Source organism: Rheinheimera sp. (genome assembly GCF_030690345.1).
Classification (GTDB): domain Bacteria; phylum Pseudomonadota; class Gammaproteobacteria; order Enterobacterales; family Alteromonadaceae; genus Alishewanella.
Map to the genome: position 1 here is coordinate 373,143 of NZ_JAUYGV010000007.1, position 17,068 is coordinate 390,210.

20 protein-coding genes are annotated in these 17,068 nt (G+C 52.0%); 17 read left to right on the forward strand and 3 right to left on the reverse strand.

From position 1 onward, the window contains the following. Window position 1: 1 nt before the first annotated feature. From Q8O77_RS12540 to Q8O77_RS12570, 7 genes are read left to right on the forward strand one after another with little or no spacing between them, the layout of a single operon-like run. The gene (locus tag Q8O77_RS12540) at window positions 2-1,147 is read left to right on the forward strand and encodes a chemotaxis response regulator protein-glutamate methylesterase (protein ID WP_305553512.1); all 1,146 of its coding nucleotides are present in this window, start codon (window positions 2-4) and stop codon (window positions 1,145-1,147) included. Beyond that, window positions 1,140-1,883: a flagellar motor protein gene (locus Q8O77_RS12545; RefSeq protein ID WP_305553515.1), complete on the forward strand. Its 744-nt coding sequence runs from the start codon at window positions 1,140-1,142 to the stop codon at window positions 1,881-1,883. The genes Q8O77_RS12540 and Q8O77_RS12545 overlap by 8 nt, the downstream gene beginning before the upstream one ends. 5 nt (window positions 1,884-1,888) lie before the next feature. After that, window positions 1,889-2,869, forward strand: a complete 981-nt coding sequence (locus tag Q8O77_RS12550) for a flagellar motor protein MotB (protein WP_305553518.1) — start codon at window positions 1,889-1,891, stop codon at window positions 2,867-2,869. Window position 2,870: 1 nt separating this feature from the next. After that, window positions 2,871-3,647, forward strand: coding sequence for a ParA family protein (locus Q8O77_RS12555; RefSeq protein WP_305553521.1), 777 nt, complete (start codon window positions 2,871-2,873; stop codon window positions 3,645-3,647). A 3-nt stretch (window positions 3,648-3,650) separates the two neighbouring features. Then, window positions 3,651-4,439, forward strand: coding sequence for a chemotaxis protein CheW (locus tag Q8O77_RS12560; protein WP_305553524.1), 789 nt, complete (start codon window positions 3,651-3,653; stop codon window positions 4,437-4,439). Between the two features lie 30 nt (window positions 4,440-4,469). Continuing rightward, window positions 4,470-4,964, forward strand: a complete 495-nt coding sequence (locus Q8O77_RS12565; RefSeq protein ID WP_305553526.1) for a chemotaxis protein CheW — start codon at window positions 4,470-4,472, stop codon at window positions 4,962-4,964. A gap of 8 nt (window positions 4,965-4,972) precedes the next feature. Beyond that, window positions 4,973-5,416 (forward strand): DUF2802 domain-containing protein, encoded by a 444-nt coding sequence (locus Q8O77_RS12570; protein ID WP_305553529.1) that lies wholly within the window; start codon window positions 4,973-4,975, stop codon window positions 5,414-5,416. On the opposite strand, the gene Q8O77_RS12575 is transcribed toward Q8O77_RS12570, so the two are convergent. Beyond that, complete coding sequence (locus Q8O77_RS12575) at window positions 5,413-5,730, reverse strand: EscU/YscU/HrcU family type III secretion system export apparatus switch protein (RefSeq protein ID WP_305553532.1); 318 nt, start codon at window positions 5,728-5,730, stop codon at window positions 5,413-5,415. The two genes, Q8O77_RS12570 and Q8O77_RS12575, sit on opposite strands and share 4 nt — an antisense overlap. 8 nt (window positions 5,731-5,738) lie before the next feature. Then, window positions 5,739-7,556 carry a flagellar hook-length control protein FliK gene (locus Q8O77_RS12580; RefSeq protein ID WP_305553535.1) on the reverse strand — a complete coding sequence of 606 codons (1,818 nt, stop codon included), beginning with the start codon at window positions 7,554-7,556 and terminating at the stop codon, window positions 5,739-5,741. A 66-nt stretch (window positions 7,557-7,622) separates the two neighbouring features. On the opposite strand from Q8O77_RS12580, the gene ccmA reads away from it, so the two are divergent. Genes ccmA through Q8O77_RS12630 form a run of 10 tightly spaced genes read left to right on the forward strand, consistent with a single transcriptional unit; the run spans window position 7,623 to window position 15,427 of the window. Continuing rightward, window positions 7,623-8,321: a cytochrome c biogenesis heme-transporting ATPase CcmA gene (gene ccmA / locus Q8O77_RS12585; RefSeq protein ID WP_305553538.1), complete on the forward strand. Its 699-nt coding sequence runs from the start codon at window positions 7,623-7,625 to the stop codon at window positions 8,319-8,321. Then, window positions 8,315-8,980, forward strand: coding sequence for a heme exporter protein CcmB (gene ccmB, locus Q8O77_RS12590; RefSeq protein ID WP_305553541.1), 666 nt, complete (start codon window positions 8,315-8,317; stop codon window positions 8,978-8,980). Before ccmA ends, ccmB begins: the two co-directional genes overlap by 7 nt. 1 nt (window position 8,981) lies before the next feature. Continuing rightward, complete coding sequence (locus tag Q8O77_RS12595; protein ID WP_305553544.1) at window positions 8,982-9,719, forward strand: heme ABC transporter permease; 738 nt, start codon at window positions 8,982-8,984, stop codon at window positions 9,717-9,719. Next, window positions 9,720-9,920 carry a heme exporter protein CcmD gene (gene ccmD, locus Q8O77_RS12600; RefSeq protein ID WP_305553547.1) on the forward strand — a complete coding sequence of 67 codons (201 nt, stop codon included), beginning with the start codon at window positions 9,720-9,722 and terminating at the stop codon, window positions 9,918-9,920. It abuts the gene before it with no gap. Then, window positions 9,920-10,438 carry a cytochrome c maturation protein CcmE gene (ccmE, locus tag Q8O77_RS12605; protein ID WP_305553550.1) on the forward strand — a complete coding sequence of 173 codons (519 nt, stop codon included), beginning with the start codon at window positions 9,920-9,922 and terminating at the stop codon, window positions 10,436-10,438. The genes ccmD and ccmE overlap by 1 nt, the downstream gene beginning before the upstream one ends. After that, a complete protein-coding gene (locus Q8O77_RS12610; protein ID WP_305553553.1) occupies window positions 10,439-12,406 on the forward strand; it encodes a heme lyase CcmF/NrfE family subunit in 1,968 nt (655 codons plus the stop codon). It begins immediately after the preceding gene. Beyond that, window positions 12,399-12,971, forward strand: a complete 573-nt coding sequence (locus Q8O77_RS12615) for a DsbE family thiol:disulfide interchange protein (protein ID WP_305553557.1) — start codon at window positions 12,399-12,401, stop codon at window positions 12,969-12,971. The genes Q8O77_RS12610 and Q8O77_RS12615 overlap by 8 nt, the downstream gene beginning before the upstream one ends. Next, on the forward strand, window positions 12,968-13,441 hold the full coding sequence (locus Q8O77_RS12620) for a cytochrome c-type biogenesis protein (protein ID WP_305553560.1): 474 nt from the start codon (window positions 12,968-12,970) through the stop codon (window positions 13,439-13,441). The genes Q8O77_RS12615 and Q8O77_RS12620 overlap by 4 nt, the downstream gene beginning before the upstream one ends. Next, entirely contained in the window at window positions 13,438-14,634 is a 1,197-nt protein-coding gene (gene ccmI / locus Q8O77_RS12625; RefSeq protein ID WP_305553563.1) for a c-type cytochrome biogenesis protein CcmI, read from the forward strand. Before Q8O77_RS12620 ends, ccmI begins: the two co-directional genes overlap by 4 nt. A gap of 1 nt (window position 14,635) precedes the next feature. Next, window positions 14,636-15,427, forward strand: coding sequence for a VacJ family lipoprotein (locus tag Q8O77_RS12630; protein ID WP_305553566.1), 792 nt, complete (start codon window positions 14,636-14,638; stop codon window positions 15,425-15,427). Window positions 15,428-15,450: 23 nt separating this feature from the next. Here Q8O77_RS12630 and Q8O77_RS12635 read toward each other — a convergent pair whose 3' ends face one another. Continuing rightward, window positions 15,451-17,013, reverse strand: coding sequence for a methyl-accepting chemotaxis protein (locus tag Q8O77_RS12635; RefSeq protein WP_305553569.1), 1,563 nt, complete (start codon window positions 17,011-17,013; stop codon window positions 15,451-15,453). Window positions 17,014-17,068 lie beyond the last annotated feature (55 nt).

Sequence of the window (17,068 nt, forward strand, 5' to 3'; positions counted from 1 at the left end):
TATGGCGATTAAGGTGTTAGTGGTCGACGATTCAAGCTTTTTTCGTCGCCGCCTGACAGAAATCCTGGCAAAGGATGGCGATATTGAAGTTATCGACACAGCCAATAATGGCAGGGAAGCTGTAGATAAAGCCTTAGCGCTGAAGCCTGATGTTATTACCATGGATGTGGAAATGCCGGTATTAGACGGCATTTCGGCTGTGCGCGAAATTATGCAACAGCAGCGTATTCCTATTCTGATGTTCTCTTCATTAACACATGAAGGAGCAAAAGCCACCTTTGATGCACTTGAAGCCGGCGCGGTAGATTTTTTACCGAAAAAGTTTGAAGACATTGCCCGTGACAAAGATGAAGCCGGGCAATTACTACGCGACAGGGTTAAAGCCGTAGCGCGTAAACGCCAGCCGGGCAGAACCACCTTTAGCAGCAGCTCTGCTGCGCGTACTGAAACCCCTGCACCGCGTTTAAGCGAGCGTCCGGCGTTAACCCGTACGGCATTTGAACGGCCAAAGTTAAGCGACAGAGTCGCCGCGCCGACGCGTAGCGCTAATTTCCAGGCCAGCGGTAAGAGTTATAAGCTGGTGGCAATAGGCACCTCAACCGGCGGACCGGTAGCATTACAGCGCATTATTACCGCACTACCGGCGAACTTCCCGTTGCCAATTGTATTAATTCAGCATATGCCGGCTGCTTTTACCGGTGCTTTCGCTCAGCGCTTAAACTCGTTGGCCAAAATTGAAGTGCGCGAAGCCGCTGACAATGATGTGCTGCGACCAGGCGTAGCCTATCTGGCACCCGGTGGTAAACAAATGCTGATCGAGGGTAATGAGCGCGAGGCGCGGTTACGTATAAAAGAAGATGACTCACCGCGGATAACTTTTAAACCCAGCGTCGATATTACCTTTGCCACCGCCGCCAAAGTGTACAGCGATAAAGTACTGGCAATAGTATTAACCGGCATGGGCGCCGACGGCCGTGAAGGTGCGCGGCTGTTAAAGCAAGCCGGGGCACGGATTTGGGCTCAGGATGAAGCCAGTTGTGTAGTGTACGGCATGCCACAGGCAATAGCTGCTGCCGGCTTAATGGACCTGGAAGTTAGCCTGAACGAAGTGGCAACACGCCTTATCACGGAAGTGACCCATGGATAAACTGGCAATCAGCGGCTTTTTACTGGCAGTATTGGCGGTAGCAGGTGGCTTTGTCATGGAAGGTGGTGCTTTGTCCACCTTGTTGCACTTTCCGGCATTTTTAATTGTAGTTGGCGGCACAGTAGGTGCAGTTATGCTGCAAACCCCGTTTAATCAATTCCGGCTGGGACTGAGTATGTTGCCCTGGGTGATCCGCCCGGCGCAATTGCCTTTGGAACACACGGCAGAGCGTATTGTACAGTGGGGCACAGCGGCCCGTGGCAGTGGCTTTCTTGCGCTGGAAAACGACGCCCTGGCAGAGCATGATGCTTTCTTACACCGTGGCCTGAATTTGTTAGTTGACGGCGTGGAACCTGCGGTATTGCAAGACACCCTTGATGCGGAATTGACGCTGGAGCGTGAGCGTCTGCTACGCGGTGCGCGTATTTTTGATGCCATGGGCGGTTATAGCCCGACTATTGGTATTGTCGGCGCAGTATTGGGTCTTATTCAGGCGATGTCGAATATTTCTGAACCGGAATTACTCGGTCTGGGTATTGCTACGGCTTTTGTTGCCACCATTTATGGTGTTGGTTTTGCTAACCTGGTGTTTATTCCGGTAGGCAATAAACTCAAAAGTTTAGTGCAGCAACGCACACTGTACCATGAGCTGATTGTCGAAGGTCTGGTATCGATTGCTCATGGTGAGAACCCACGTAATATCGAGCGTAAGCTGGCCGCTTACCACCCCGGTTAAACAGCATGTACCGGCATAAACAGAAGCATCAGCACGTAGAGCAGGAACAGCTTGACCGTTGGCTGGTATCCTATGCTGACTATATGACACTGATGTTTGCGCTGTTTGTGGTGTTGTATGCCATGTCGATTGTTAAAGAAGAACAATACAATGTGCTGGCCGACTCTATCACCCGAATGTTTGAAAAGCCGGAGCAATCCGGCAGCGGTGTGCCCGGCAGCTCGGTGCTAACCGAGCCGGCACCGCAAAGTGAATTGGAGTTATACGGCACTTCACTGGAAGACGCCAAAGGGCCATCGCTGGTTGCTGATGCGAAACAGTTATCAGAGGTGTCGGCCAAACAGTTAGGCAGCCCGTTGCAGTCTGTTGAGCAGCAGCTAACCCGGGCTCTGGCAAACTTGCTGGAGCAGGGATTGGCAAAAATACAGCAAGATGAAAACTGGCTGAGCATTGAACTGAGTAGTGGTTTGCTGTTTGCCAGTGGCAGTGCTACTGCAACGTCATCAGCGCAAACCTTGCTGGGTGAAATAACCAAAGTAATTAATCCAATTGATAATTTTATCCGTGTGCGCGGTTACACTGATAACCAGCCGATTAACAATGAGCTGTTCGCGTCTAACTGGGAGTTGTCAGTCAGCCGGGCTACCTCAGTGCTGCGGATGCTGGAGCGGCTGGGTACAGCACCGCAGCGTATGGCCATTGAAGGGTTCGGCCAGTATTATCCGTTTAGTGCTAATGACAGCGCTCAGGGGCGTGCCGCTAACCGCAAAGTGGTTATTGCGATTTCGCGCTATGGTTATGCAGCACAGAGCGAAAAAACAGACAACAGTGAGAACGCTGAAAACGATGCGCTACAGCGCCAGTTGGAACAAATTTCGCAAGAAGACGGCAGTATCAGAGTGATAGCCTTACCGGGCGGTGGTATTCGTATCACCACGCGGCAGGACAATCCGGATGCGCAGCCGCCGGAACAACAGGAACCCTGAAGTGGTAATTTGGACGGTAGCAAATCAAAAGGGCGGTGTAGGTAAAACCACCACTACGGTAACCCTCGGCGGCTTGTTAGCGCAACGCGGTTACAAAGTGCTGTTGGTTGATACGGATCCGCATGCGTCCCTGACATACTACTTCGGCATTGACGCCGAAGAGTTGGAAGTCAGCGTGTATGATATGTTTATCCGTGGCAAAGACATTACCAGTGAAGAAATCATGCAGTCACTGTGCCCCAGTGGTGTCGCGAATCTGGATATTCTGCCATCATCCATGGCGCTGGCAACCTTAGACCGCTCCATGGGTAACAAAGGCGGCATGGGCCTGATGCTGAAAAAAGCCCTGCAAAAAGTCAAAACAGAATACGATTATGTGCTGATAGACTGCCCGCCGGTAATGGGCGTGTTGATGGTGAACGCTATTGCCGCCTGCGACCGTATTCTAATCCCGGTGCAAACTGAGTTTTTGGCGTTAAAAGGCCTGGAACGGATGATTGCCACCATGGCGTTAATGCGCACGTCGCAGAAAAAAGATTACGCCTACACTATTATTCCTACCATGTACGATAAGCGCACTAAAGCCTCACTGGAGGCTTACAAAGAGCTTAAAACCAAGTATCAGGACCGCGTCTGGTCAGCGGTTATTCCGGTAGACACTAAATTCCGTGATGCCAGCCTGGCACAAACACCACCGAGCGAGTATGCATCGGCGTCACGCGGCGTATTTGCTTACAACACCTTGCTGACCTATTTACTGCAACTGGCGCCGGAGTAAGGTATGAGTAATTTAATTGCCAGTCAAAAAGTGATGCAACATTATTTGTCAGCCTTGCTGACAGAAGACGACACTGAAACCCTGGCGCTGGCGGAAGAAAAAAAACAGCAACTTAATGCCTTATTATCGCAAGCTGTGGTTGCTGCGCCTGTAGCAAAAGCGGTAGTTAAAACAGATACGGCCGTCACAGCAGATACTGCGGCGCTGGCAACATTAAAAGCCAAATTTGCTGCCGCCGAACAAGCACAGAGCCTGGCGCAGCGTGATATTCCGGTAGCCGAGCGCATTGCCCCTGTGGTGAAAGCTGCAGTGCCTGCAGCAGCACCGGTTGTCGTGAAGGATTACCGCCAGGGCCGTTTTCAGGCGTTGTTTTTTGATGTTGCCGGGTTAAAAGTGGCGGTGCCGTTAAAAGAGCTGGGCGGCATTCATCAGCTGGGTAATGTCAGCAGCCTGATCGGCAAACCCAACTGGTTTAAAGGTGTTATGCTGTACCGCGAGCAAAAAATAAATATTGTTGATACTGCGCGTTGGGTAATGCCGGAAAAATATGATCAAACTTTGCAGCAAAAGCTAAACTATCAATATGTTATTATGCTGGGCAACAGTAACTGGGGCCTTTGCTGCGAAACCCTGATCAACACCTACGTGCTGGAGCAGGACGATGTAAAATGGCGTGAGGCAGAAGGCAAGCGCCCGTGGATGGCGGGTTTGATCAAACAGCATATGTGCGTATTGATTGATGTTGACGCTATGATTGATTTATTAAACCGGGGTCTGGATATCAGTGCTTAACCGGAAAAGCTATTTATACAGGAGCTGTGCATGAGCAATTTAACCAAGCAGTCTGCCAACAAAAACGTAGCAGCCGACATCGTGTTGCAGTGGGTAACGTTTAAGCTGCAGGAAGAGACTTACGGCATTAATGTTATGCAGGTGCAGGAAGTGCTGCGCTATACCGAAATTGCCCCCGTGCCGGGTTCACCCGACTATGTGCTGGGCATTATTAACCTGCGTGGCAACGTGGTAACGGTAATAGATACCCGTTCACGCTTTGGCCTGGCTCCGGCTGATGTCACCGATAACAGCCGTATCGTGATCATTGAAGCGGAAAAGCAAGTGCTCGGCATTATGGTCGACAGTGTGGCTGAAGTGGTGTACTTAAAATCGTCAGAAATTGATACTGCACCGAATGTCGGCACCGATGAAAGTGCGCGCTTTATCCAGGGCGTATCGAACCGCGAAGGCGAATTATTGATCCTCGTTGATCTGAATAAGTTGCTTAGCGAAGAAGAATGGGAAGAAGTGAACTCGATCTAGGAACCCTTATGTGGCTTGGTGTAGCAATTCAAACCGGCCTGTTAGTGCTGTTTGCCGTCGGTATTTACCTGTGGGTTAGCCGGCAGCAGCGGCATATGCAGCTGCAGCAAACCACGCTGGAAAAACAGCTGGAATATGCCGCAAAGCAATGGGCCGGCAGCCAGCATGAAGTAGAAGAGTTGCGTGCCGGCGTTATTGGTGTAGGCCAGCGGGTGCTGCAACTCGATACCGGATTAAACCAGCTGAGCGAGCAGTTAACGGCGCAGTTGCAATTACTGGCGGACAAACAACAGGCACTGGAGTTGACCGACCCGGAATCGAAGATTTACAGCCGCGCCATGAAGATGGTGCAACTGGGGGCCGATCTCGATGAAATTATCCGTGAATGTGAATTACCGCGCGCAGAAGCAGAGCTGCTGTTTAATTTGCATCAGCAAAAAAAGCAAGGCTAACTTTTAATATCAATCCGCTGGTGGATATTATGCCAGTTCTCCGGAAATTTGCCCTGCAGTACATACGAAAAGGCGATAAGCTCTGCAATAACGATATACAGTTGTGCAGGGATCTGTTCGCCCAATTGCAGTTGGTTCAATAACTTACTTAATTCATCATCCTGATGCACCAGCACACCATGCTCGCGTGCCAACGCAATCATATCTTCTGCCAGCTGGCCATGACCTTTTGCCGTAACGGTGGGCGCTTTTTTACCTTCATACTGCAAGGCGGTGGCGGTTTTTTCTTTCTTGTTGTGTTCACTGTCGCTCATATCTGTCCTTATACCTTAACGGCAAGTAAGCTGTTGGCGCGCGGTAATAAGCTGTCGGGTATTTTCCCTAACACACACTCAGCTTGTTTCACCTGGAGCCCCTGTGCTTCGCAGCGGTCTTTGAGCAGCGGTAAAAACTGCTCGGCCAACTGTTTGGCACGCTGCTGCTCAGTGTAAAACTGCAGCTGCAATTGCTGTTGTTGCAGTTTGGCGACCACCAATAGCTGGCCTAACTGCTGCAAATCAAACTTCATTGTCAGCTGCCATTGCGTTTGTTTTTCACCGCCTTTTTTGCCATCGGCTTCACGTTGCTCTAACTGCAGCTGGCTGAACACCGACTGGCCGGCCAGTTGCAGCGGCAGTTGCAGCAGCAGTTGTTGCTGGGCGTTATTATTGCTGTCTAAGGTGGCAAGCTGGCTTTGTTGCAAGGTGCTGCTATGGCCGGCCAATTGCCGTAACAGGTTACTGGCTTGGGCCGGCTCTAATTGATTAACCAGCTGCGCCAGACGTTGGTTGGCCGGCAAATTTGCCAGCGCCGGTGGCCGCTGCAGCAGGTTGCCCAACAACAGTTGGATAGCTGCTGCCAAAGCACCGCCACTGTTTTGCACCGTTGCCGCCGGTTGCAGCGGTTGAAACTGCAATAGCGCGGCCAGTTGCTGCGTAAGCTGCAGCGGCGTTTGCATCCTGGCACCATCCGGTTGGCTTTGGCGTAATAATTGTAATATCTGTTGTACCGGTTGCGGCAATTCTGCCAGGCTGGCCAGGGGATCTGCAGTGGCCGGCAGTAACGGTAACAGATGCCGCCATGCTTGCTGCACGGCTTGTTGCGCCGTCTGTTGTGCTGTTTGCAAGGCTGCAGAGGTCTGCGGGGCAGTTAACGGTGTTTTTTCGCCACTGCTTTGGTTTGGGCCGGCGATAAACTGCAGCGGCCGGCTGATATCGTCCTGCTGTACACTGACTTTACTGCTGAGTTGCGCTGTGCTCAGCTGCAGTTGCCATTGTCCGGCATGTTGTTGCAGTTGCAGCTTATACTGTGCCGGCATGGCGGCAGGCGCTGCGGACAACGCAGACTGCAATACGGATTGCAGCACAGGGTTTAGTTTAGTGGTGTCGGCCGCGCCGGCTTGCTGATTGAACAGTCTTACCAATTGCTGCACTATCGCGGTTTGTTCTGTTTTTTGTAATACCACGCTGTTGCTCTGCGTATTGCTACTACCTTGGGTGGGGTGTGTTACCGTCGCGATTAAGCGCAATTGCAAGTCTTTCGCGTTAGTGTCCAGTCTTAACAATAACTGTGTCGTTGCAGCGGACAACGCCGGCAGCATAGCGCTCAGCGCTTGCTGTGTTTGTGTTGATAGTGGTACCGGGCTAAAGCCGGGCAGCGCCAGAGTAACGGCAGCGGAGGATGGTAGCAGGTTGGCGGCTATTGTTGCCGGTGCGGCCGTGTTGCCTGATACCGGTATTGCCAATAGCTGCTGCACTTGAGTCAGTGACAACGGAATGCTCAGGCTGTTGGCAGCACTTTGCAGTGTCAGTTGCAGCTGGCCGTTGGCCAGTGGTTGAAATTGTAATTGCAGCTGTTGCAAAGCACCCTGCAAGCTTGCTGGCGCGGCCGGTAACATGGCTTGTATTGCGGCGCTGGCCGATGCCGGTAAGCTAATGTGTACTGCGCCTTGCGGCGAGGGCAACTGTAAGCGAAAGCGGCCGTCGGTTAACTGCTGTACCTGGCTTTGATACACTTCTGCCAGCATCAGCTTAATAGCCGGGCTATCAAGCTTGGTGCCTGCGCTTAGTTGCAGCAGTTTATCCGGATTGATCTGGTTCATGTTTTTACCTGTTTTGCGTTGGTCCGCCTTGCTGCTGCATTCGTATTATGACGCCAATATGGTAATATGCGCCCAATTTTAACCGTCGTCGATAGTCAGAGGTTAGACATTAAACCACAGCCTTTTCCCGTATTAACCGGTCAGCCTCTGCTTGAAGGCCGTGCTCTGTGCTGTATCCGTCAGGACCGTGTGTTGTTTGAACAACAAAGCCTTACAGTGCATGCCGGTGAGCTGTTACAGGTGGCCGGTAAAAATGGCGCCGGCAAAAGCTCGCTGTTACGTATTTTGGCAGGTCTTGCCCAGCCGGACGACGGCGCTGTGTATTACCGACAGCAAACCTTATCACAGGCAGCAACCGGTTATGCGGCAGATTTATGTTATATCGGCCATCAAAGCGGAATTCATGAGCAGCTTACTGCGTTGGAAAATATCAGTTTTTGGCGCACCGCATCCGGCGTGGCCGCTGCTGATGATTTTGCGCTGTTGGCGCAGTTAGGTCTGGCCGGGTTGGAAGATATCCCTTGCCGGATGTTGTCGGCCGGGCAACAGCGTCGGGTGGCACTGGCCAGATTATGGTTTGTAAAGCGGCAACTGTGGATTTTAGATGAGCCTTTTACTGCGCTGGACCAAAGCGCCATCAGCATGTTGCAGCAGCACTTTTTGCAGCATTTACAGTTGGGTGGCGCCATAGTGCTAACGACGCATCAAGCGCTGCAGATGACACATCAGGCTTTAACAACGCTGGAGCTGGCTTACCGATGGTAACCTTATACCGTTTTACTCAGCGTGAGCTTTGCTTACTGGCGCGGCAAAAAGCCGACTGGCTTAATCCGCTGCTGTTTTTTGTTATCGTGCTTAGCCTGTTTCCGCTGGGCGTAGGGCCGGAGCCGAATTTACTGCGCATTATGGCGCCAGGTATAGTTTGGATAGCTGCCTTGCTTAGCGTGTTGCTGGCGGCAGAGCGCTTATTTAAAGATGATTACCGCAACGGCGTAATAGAGCAGTTAGTGGCAGCGAAACAACCGTTGCTGAGTTTTGTGTTGGCAAAGTTGATTACTAACTGGCTGAGTACCGGCTTACCGTTGGTGCTGTTGTCGCCGTTGGTAGCGCTGCTGCTTAATATTGATCAAGCCAGCCTGGTGGCCATGGTATTCACCTTGCTGCTTGGTACACCACTGCTGAGCCTGCTCAGTGTAATGGGCGCAGCGCTTACGGTATCGGCCGATAAAGGCGGTATTTTACTGGCGCTGCTGATACTGCCGCTGTATATTCCGCTGTTAATTTTTGCCAGTGCAGCAATGGAAGCCGCAGCGATGGCATTACCTTACTATGGCCAGTTGGCAATAATGCTGGCAATGTTGTTGTTTGCAATGGCGTTGATCCCGTTAGCGGTGATCAGTGCATTAAAACTGAATGTGAGCTGATATGTTTAACTGGTTGCATCCTTTTGCCAAGCCTGAGACCGTTTATCATTTATGCGGCCGGCTGTATCCATGGTTAATGGCGTTAGCCGTGTTGTTGTTACTGTTGGGTAATATCTGGGGCCTGGCTTTTACGCCGCCGGATTATCAGCAGGGCGACAGCTACCGCATTATTCATATTCATGTGCCTTCGGCCATTATGTCGATGGGTACCTACTCGGCGATGGCGATTGCCGCTTTTATTGCTCTGGTGTGGCAGGTGAAGATAGCGCAGTGGTCAGTACTGGCCTTAGCCCCGGTGGGCGCAGTCTATACCGCTATAGCATTAATTACCGGTATGGCCTGGGGTAAGCCGATGTGGGGCACCTGGTGGGTGTGGGATGCCAGGTTAACCTCAGAGCTTATTTTATTATTTCTGTATTTAGGTGTTATTGCGCTCAGCGGTGCCTTTTCAGACCGGCAGACCGGTGCTAAAGCCGCCTCTTTGCTGGCGGTGATCGGCGTGATTAATTTGCCGGTGATCCATTTTTCTGTCGAATGGTGGAACACTTTGCATCAGGGCGCGTCTATAACCAAGTTTGCCAAACCGTCAATTGACCCCAGCATGCTATGGCCGTTATTAATCAGCATCCTGGCATTTAAAGTATTAATGTTGGCTTTGCTGTGTCTGCGACTACGCAATGCCATTTTGCTGAATGAGCAGCACCGGCCCTGGGTAAAAACACTGGCGGGAGGACACTAAATGCATTTTCAGTCGTGGGCAGAATTTTGGGCCATGGGCGGTTACGGCCTGTTTGTCTGGCTGTCGTTTGGCATAACATATTTACTGTTGGCCGGGTTGGTGGCGTACAGCCATTACCAGCATAAGCAGTTTAAGTATCAGCTGGCTGCCAGGCTGGCACGTGAGCAGCGGGTTAAGCAGTATCAGGAGCAAACAGACTAATGCAACCAAGACGTCAGAAACGCTTATTCGCCGTATTACTGGTAATAGGGCTGTTAACCGGCGCCGTCGCTGCCATGTTGTACGCATTGCAGCAAAATATTGATTTGTTTTACACACCATCACAGTTGGTTGACGGCTTGGGTAAAGATAAAGTTAAACCACAGCCGGGCCAGCGTCTGCGTATTGGCGGTATGGTGGTAAAAGGTTCAGTAAAGCGCGACCCCGACTCACTGAAAGTGAGCTTCGATTTAGTCGACACCGGCCCGCTGGTTACCGTGATTTATGAAGGTATCTTGCCGGATTTATTTCGCGAAGGTCAGGGTATAGTCGCCCAGGGCGTAATGCTCGATGCCACCACCATAGCGGCGACTGAAGTGCTGGCCAAACACGATGAAGAATATATGCCGCCTGAAGTGGCCGAAGCATTAAAAGGTATTCGCCATGTGCCGCCGTCACAACAGCAATCGTCAGCGCAGCAAAGCGGTACAGAGGCTAAGCCAGCAGAAGGACGTTATTAAATGGTAGTTGAAGCCGGTCAGTTGGCGCTTACGTTTGCTTTTGCGTTATCGGTGTTGTTGGCAATAGTACCGTTATACGGCAGCTTTGTGGCTAACCAGCGCATGTTATTGTTGGCTAAACCGCTGGCATTGGGCCAGTTTGTGTTTTGTTTGCTTGCAATGCTGGCACTTATCTACGCCTTTCGCACCAGCGATTTTACTGTAATTAACGTAGCGCAAAACTCCAGCTCTACCTTGCCCTGGTATTATCAAATCACCGCCAGCTTTGGCTCGCATGAAGGCTCTATGCTGTTGTGGGTGCTGATGTTGGCCGGCTGGACCGCACTGGTGGCACAGTTCTCTAAAGCACTGCCGTTGCTGTTGCAAGGCCGTATTCTGGCCATTCTCGGCATTATTTGTGTTGGCTTTATCGCTTTTTCGCTGTTTATGTCTAACCCGTTTGCGCGCAGCCTGCCGTTTTACCCGGTGGAAGGGCGCGACCTTAACCCGTTGCTGCAAGACTTCGGCATGATTTTACATCCGCCCACCCTGTATATGGGCTATGTCGGTTTTGCCGTGGCGTTTGCTTTTGCTATTGCGGCGTTAATGAGTGGTCGTTTTGACAGTGTTTGGGCACGTTGGGTAAGGCCCTGGGCATTAGCCGCCTGGTTGTTTTTAACCCTCGGTATTATGCTGGGCAGTTGGTGGGCTTACAACGAACTGGGTTGGGGCGGTTGGTGGTTCTGGGATCCGGTAGAAAATGCCTCCTTTATGCCCTGGTTGGCCGGTACGGCGTTAATTCACAGCCTGGCTGTTACCGAAAAGCGCGGTACCTTTAAAAGCTGGACTGTGTTGTTAGCACTGGCTGCCTTTGCGCTCAGTTTAGTCGGTGCCTTTTTAGTCCGCTCCGGTGTATTGGTATCGGTGCACTCCTTTGCCACTGATCCCGGCCGCGGTATGTATTTGTTGGTGTTTTTGCTGCTGGTGGTGGGCGGTTCTTTATTGCTGTATGCCCGGCGGATGAACTCTGTACGCAGCCAGGCTCGTTATCAGTTGTTCTCCCGCGAAATGCTGCTGTGGGGCAATAATATTTTCCTGCTTACCGCTTGTTTAATTGTGTTTCTCGGTACCTTATTCCCGTTATTTCACAAAGAACTGGGTTTAGGGTCAATCTCTATCGGCGAGCCGTTTTTTAACCAGATGTTTTATTATCTGACTATTCCTTTTGCTTTAATGCTGGGTTTAGGCCCCTGGGTGCGCTGGAAGCAGCAGCAGGTTGCGCCATTAATTAAGCCGTTTAGTTTATTGGTACTGGCGGCGTTAACGCTGGCGCTGGGTGTAATGGCAACCATGCAAAGTGTGCAAGCTAATCTGGCGCTGATAGGCCTGTTGCTGGGGGCTTGGGTGGGCATTTCTGCGCTGGCAGAAGTGGCACTGCGTATCCGCCAATTTGGCTCTGTCAGTAAGGGCATTACTAAATTAAACGCCAGCCACTATGGTATGACATTGGCGCATATCGGCTTTGCCGTGCTGGTAGTTGGCGTGGCGATGACCAAAACCTACACCACAGAGCGCGATGTACGGATGCAGGAAGGCGATACTGCCAACGTGGCCGGTTATGACTTTACCCTGACCGACGTGTATGAGTTAGACGGCGCCAACTTTGGCGGCCAGGCTGCCGAGCTTGATGTGCGCAAAGATGGACAGTATGTCACGCATTTGCATGCCGAAAAGCGCTTTTACCGTATTCAGCGCACCATTATGACCGAGTCTGCGGTACATGCCCGTTTAAGCCGCGATTTATATGTGTCGCTGGGCGAAGAATTACCGGGCGATGCCTGGGCGATGCGTATTCAGGTGAAGCCTTTCGTACGCTGGATTTGGCTTGGCGGCCTGTTAATGTCGTTTGGCGCCTTATTGGCATTAGCGGATAAACGCTACCGGCGTAAAGTAATGCCCACGCTGCAAACAGGAGAAGCTGATGCGTAAAGTGCTGTTTTATGCACCGCTGGCATTGTTTTTAGTGTTGGCGCTGTTTTTACTCAGTGGCCTGTTTTCTGATCCGCGTGAGCGCGAGTCGGCCAGCTTAAATAAAGCCTTACCGGATTTTGCGCTGGCCGACTTAATGCAACCACAGCATATCTGGACAGCAGAGCAGCTCAAAGGGCAAACCTTTTTACTGAATGTCTGGGGTACCTGGTGCCCAACCTGTAATGCTGAGTTGGGCTATCTGAGTGAGCTGCGTGCTATGGGCGTTAAAATTGTTGGCCTGTACTACGAACTGCCACGCGACCCGGCGTTTGACGCGCCGTTTGACTTAGCTGTACTGCAACAGGACGTGACGCAAAAGTTGGCGCAGCATGGCGACCCGTACCAGTTTAATATTCTCGATCTTGAGCGCAGTTTAGCCCTGGATTTAGGCGTAAGCGGTGCACCGGAAACCTTTATTGTCGATGCCGACGGCATAGTGCGGGCGCACCATATCGGCGATATTAACCCGCAAGTGTGGCGCACTAAGCTGGCGCCGCTGTATCAGCAATGGAGCCAACCATGAAGCAGCTGATAACAAGCATACTGAGCTTGCTGCTGTTGTTTGGCGCGACGCTGTTACAGGCAGATGAAATCCTCAGTTTTGATAATGAAGCCGAACGTCAGCTGTATCAACAGTTAACGGCCGAGCTGCGTTGTCCGCAGTGTCAGAATCAGAATATTGCAGACTCCAACGCTATTGTCGCGGTAGATATGCGGCAAAAAACCTATCAATTGGTACGCGAAGGCCATGACAGGGCGCAGGTGCTGGATTATATGAAAAACCGCTATGGCGATTTTGTCCATTATCAACCGCCATTCAACCGTTATACCCTGTGGCTATGGTTAGCGCCGCTGTTGTTATTAACCGGCCTGGCTGGCGTTGGTTTGTACCGGCGCAAGCAGCAGTTGCCGCTGGCAAATGATACACAGCAGCAGGGGCTGGATACCGAACTGGATCAGCTGATTGAGCGTTACCGGAGTAAAAAACCATGATGTGGCCGTTATTTATTGCTGCTTTAACCATGCTGCTGTTAACGGCACTGTGTTTGTTTTGGCCGCGGCGCAGTGCACAGTTGCCGCTGCAAACCCCGGCACAGTTGTTTGAAGAACGGCTGCAATTGTTGGCGTTAGCCCGCGATGCCGGCGAGTTGGCAGAGCAGGATTTTGACAGCGCGGCACAAGAGCTGAAAAGCCAGTTTTTACTGCAGCAGCACAACCTTGTGCAGCAAGATAACCGCGCGCGTTGGCCATTGCCGGCGCTGTTGCTTGCGCTGGTAGCTATAGTCGTCAGCGGCGTGTACGCACTGAACGGCCATTACCGGCAGTTGCAGGATTGGCAACAGGCGCAGCAAAATTTACAGCAGTATGGTGAACGGGCCTTGTTAAATCAGGGCGAGCCGTTATCAGAGCAGGAAGTAGAATTATTTGCGCTGGCGCTGCGCACCCGGTTGGCGAATGAAGGTGATGACGCTGTCGCCTGGATGTTGTTAGGGCGGATCCGCATGTCGCAAGGCGCGGTAGAGCAGGCTATTGATGCCTTTGAACGCGCTTTGCAACTGACGCCGGAGCGCTCACCCTTGCTACTGAGTTATGCCCAGGCGCTGATCCTGCTGGGTGATGACAACAGCCTGGCGCGGGCCGGTCGCGCCGTGGCCAGGGTGCTGAGCCGTGAAGCGCAAAACAGCGATGCCTTGTCATTAATGGCGCTGATAGCTTACGAAAAAGGCGATATGGCCGAGGCTATTACGGCCTGGCAAATGCTGTTAAAGCAATTGCCGGCAGAGGATCCGCGTTATGCTGCGGTACAGCAGCGCCTGGCTGAACTGGGGGCGGCAGAGCCCGTGGCCGGGCGGCAGATCAAGGTGAATTTGTATGTGGCGCCACAGCTGCAGCAAGCTAACCCGGATGCCAGTTTGTTCCTGTTTGCCCGTGCTGTTGGCGGCGCGGCCCTGCCATTAGCGGTACAACGTATTCCGCTGCCGCAGGGGGAAGTGCAATTGGTACTCACCGAACAAATGGCGATGCAAAGCGGTTGGAGCCTCGCCAATGCTGACCAGGTAGAAGTAGTTGCGCGTATGTCGTTATCCGGTACGGTAGAGCAACGGCCGGGTGATATTCAGACTGTGTCTGACGTATTAAGCTTCGGCGGCGATGCTCTGTCAATAACATTAAAACTGGAACCTTAGTATGCGATCTTTTTCTGTGCGGTATCTTGTATTGACTGCGGCGCTGATAGTGTTATCCGGCTGTGCTGCTAAACCCGTAGCACCGGAGCAGGCCGCAGCCCAAAGCAGCGCGCCCGCCGGTTATACCGACCCGCGCGACCCGCTGGAAACCATCAACCGGCCATTGTGGGATTTTAACTACGACATTCTCGATGCGTACCTGTTACGCCCTGCCACCGTCGGTTATATGACAGTAGTGCCCAAACCGGCGCGCAAAGGCCTGGTTAATGCCGCAAATAACCTCAGTGAGCCGGCCAGCTTTTTAAATGGCATGTTACAAGCCAAGCCATCCCGCTCTGCGGTGAGTGCCGGGCGCTTTCTGGTGAACAGTACTTTGGGCTTATTTGGCTTATTCGACGTGGCCACTAAAATTGGCCTGGTTGAACAGCAGGAAGATTTCAGCCAAACATTGGCGGTGTGGGGCGTGGGTGATGGCCCTTATCTGATGCTACCGGCGCTGGGGCCAACCACAGTGCGCGGCACCGGCGGTGGTCTGGTGGATAATTTGTATTTTCCGCTGGGCCTGCTTAATACGCCGCTAACGCTGACCCGGGCCTTAATTGGGGCACTGGACAGCCGTGAGCAGCTAATGTCGATGGAAAGTTTGCTGGAAGAGTCACTTGACCCTTACGCCTTTATCAAAGAGTCTTATTATCAGCGTCAGCAGTTTAAAATTTACGATGGCAACCCGCCACAGCAGGAAGAGCCGGAAGTAGATGAAGATATTTTCGACGATCTGCTGGATGATCTGTAACAATCATGGCACTAAACGCAGGTTTAGTGCCGCTTAAAGCCAATTCGAAAACCACCCCAGTGCCGGCCGTTAACATAAACCGGCACTGACAAGTCGTGTAAAATCTCGCCGGTGTCACGCTTATAGGTTTGCAGCAACATCGTTTCGGTGTGGCTGCCGCAGCGGCTGCCGGTGCGGTCGCTGAAAATACGCTTGGTGCGGTTTTGCAGTAAATCTTTGTCATAATTGCCGGTTAATGGCTGGCAGAACTTTTTATTATGTGTCGGAAAATAGCCTTTTCTGTCTACCGCACCGGCATACAATACATTGCTATGGCGTGCTAAAACCGGCTCCTGAATCGCCGGAAACTGCTGATCGGTAAAGTTGTCGTATCCGGTATGGTATTTCGGCGGATTACTGCCACTGATCTGCTGGTATTTTTCAGCAAAAACGGCGTCTGCTGTCAGCTTGCCATCGGCAATCGCCTGGCTGAACAGCTGGCCAATCTGTGCCGCAGCCTGCTGCGCTTCCTGTAAAATATCGCTGTAAAAACTGTGGCTGCTAAGGCTGCTCAGTTCGCGGTAAATGCTTTCAGTCTCTTCGGATAAGCTGATGGCCTGGCCGGCAACAGACTGGCCCTTATCAGTGATACTTTGCAAGGTACTACTGATATTGTCGACCGATTGCGCCAGCGCCACACTGGTGCGGTTCAGCTCGCTGCTGGCTTGTTCAATTTGGCCGAAGGTGTCGGATGATTGCGCAATTTGCCGGTTAATGTCGGCAAAGCCGGCCGCCACCCCGGTTAATTCCTGCTGTACCACAGTGCCACTTTGCTGCAGGTTTTGCATCTGGCTGGCGGTATGCTGGCTTTGCTGGCGGATATCGGCCAGCATAGCGGCAATATCCTGAGTGGCGGCGGCAGTTTTGCCGGCCAGCGCCCGCACTTCTTCTGCTACTACGGCAAAACCACGGCCTTGTTCTCCGGCCCGTGCTGCTTCTATGGCCGCGTTTAATGCCAGTAAATTCGTTTGCCCGGCGACAGTATTAATCACTTCGGTAATGTGTTGAATATTGTCGCTGCTGCTGCGCAGTTGCTCTAAATCTTGTGCCGCCTGGCTTACGGCCTGCACCAGATTGTTGATATTTTTCACCGAGTTGCTCAGCAAAGTATCTGCCTGCGCCGAGGCATTGGCGGTATGTTGTAAGGTGGCGCCGATAGATTGTAACGAGTGCGTCAGCTCTGTGCTGGTGCTGGCCAGCATATTACTGACATCGGCAATTTTGCCGCTGTCTTCACTGCTGTGCTGTATATCTTTAATCAGGCCATCAATATAAAACGACACTTCTGCTGAGCCAATCGCCATCCTGGAGGTGGCGGCAGTAATTTTATCTGCCGTGTCAGCCAGCGCCGTTTTACTGTCGGACAGAGAAGCATCTGCGCCGGTTGCGGCTGCGCTGCCGGCTACCGGCCAATACAGGTACAGCAGTAACAGCACCGCACCCAGCAGCAGGGGCCATACGGCAGAGCTACTCAGTGCAAATGCTGCTGTTTGCAGCAGAGCAAATGCCAATACCAACAGCACAGGTTTAAGTTTGATGTTTTGCATAAGCGTCTCTTATCGCAACAAAAACAACTACAGATGCTGCAGTGTTGGGAAAAAG

Coding starts and splice junctions, on each gene's coding strand:
- Q8O77_RS12540 (WP_305553512.1), top strand. CDS start 2: ATGGCGATTAAGGTGTTAGTGGTCGACGATTCAAGCTTTTTTCGTCGC.
- Q8O77_RS12545 (WP_305553515.1), top strand. CDS start 1,140: ATGGATAAACTGGCAATCAGCGGCTTTTTACTGGCAGTATTGGCGGTA.
- Q8O77_RS12550 (WP_305553518.1), top strand. CDS start 1,889: ATGTACCGGCATAAACAGAAGCATCAGCACGTAGAGCAGGAACAGCTT.
- Q8O77_RS12560 (WP_305553524.1), top strand. CDS start 3,651: ATGAGTAATTTAATTGCCAGTCAAAAAGTGATGCAACATTATTTGTCA.
- Q8O77_RS12565 (WP_305553526.1), top strand. CDS start 4,470: ATGAGCAATTTAACCAAGCAGTCTGCCAACAAAAACGTAGCAGCCGAC.
- Q8O77_RS12570 (WP_305553529.1), top strand. CDS start 4,973: ATGTGGCTTGGTGTAGCAATTCAAACCGGCCTGTTAGTGCTGTTTGCC.
- Q8O77_RS12575 (WP_305553532.1), bottom strand. CDS start 5,730: ATGAGCGACAGTGAACACAACAAGAAAGAAAAAACCGCCACCGCCTTG.
- Q8O77_RS12580 (WP_305553535.1), bottom strand. CDS start 7,556: ATGAACCAGATCAATCCGGATAAACTGCTGCAACTAAGCGCAGGCACC.
- ccmA (WP_305553538.1), top strand. CDS start 7,623: ATGCGCCCAATTTTAACCGTCGTCGATAGTCAGAGGTTAGACATTAAA.
- ccmB (WP_305553541.1), top strand. CDS start 8,315: ATGGTAACCTTATACCGTTTTACTCAGCGTGAGCTTTGCTTACTGGCG.
- Q8O77_RS12595 (WP_305553544.1), top strand. CDS start 8,982: ATGTTTAACTGGTTGCATCCTTTTGCCAAGCCTGAGACCGTTTATCAT.
- ccmD (WP_305553547.1), top strand. CDS start 9,720: ATGCATTTTCAGTCGTGGGCAGAATTTTGGGCCATGGGCGGTTACGGC.
- ccmE (WP_305553550.1), top strand. CDS start 9,920: ATGCAACCAAGACGTCAGAAACGCTTATTCGCCGTATTACTGGTAATA.
- Q8O77_RS12610 (WP_305553553.1), top strand. CDS start 10,439: ATGGTAGTTGAAGCCGGTCAGTTGGCGCTTACGTTTGCTTTTGCGTTA.
- Q8O77_RS12615 (WP_305553557.1), top strand. CDS start 12,399: ATGCGTAAAGTGCTGTTTTATGCACCGCTGGCATTGTTTTTAGTGTTG.
- Q8O77_RS12620 (WP_305553560.1), top strand. CDS start 12,968: ATGAAGCAGCTGATAACAAGCATACTGAGCTTGCTGCTGTTGTTTGGC.
- ccmI (WP_305553563.1), top strand. CDS start 13,438: ATGATGTGGCCGTTATTTATTGCTGCTTTAACCATGCTGCTGTTAACG.
- Q8O77_RS12630 (WP_305553566.1), top strand. CDS start 14,636: ATGCGATCTTTTTCTGTGCGGTATCTTGTATTGACTGCGGCGCTGATA.
- Q8O77_RS12635 (WP_305553569.1), bottom strand. CDS start 17,013: ATGCAAAACATCAAACTTAAACCTGTGCTGTTGGTATTGGCATTTGCT.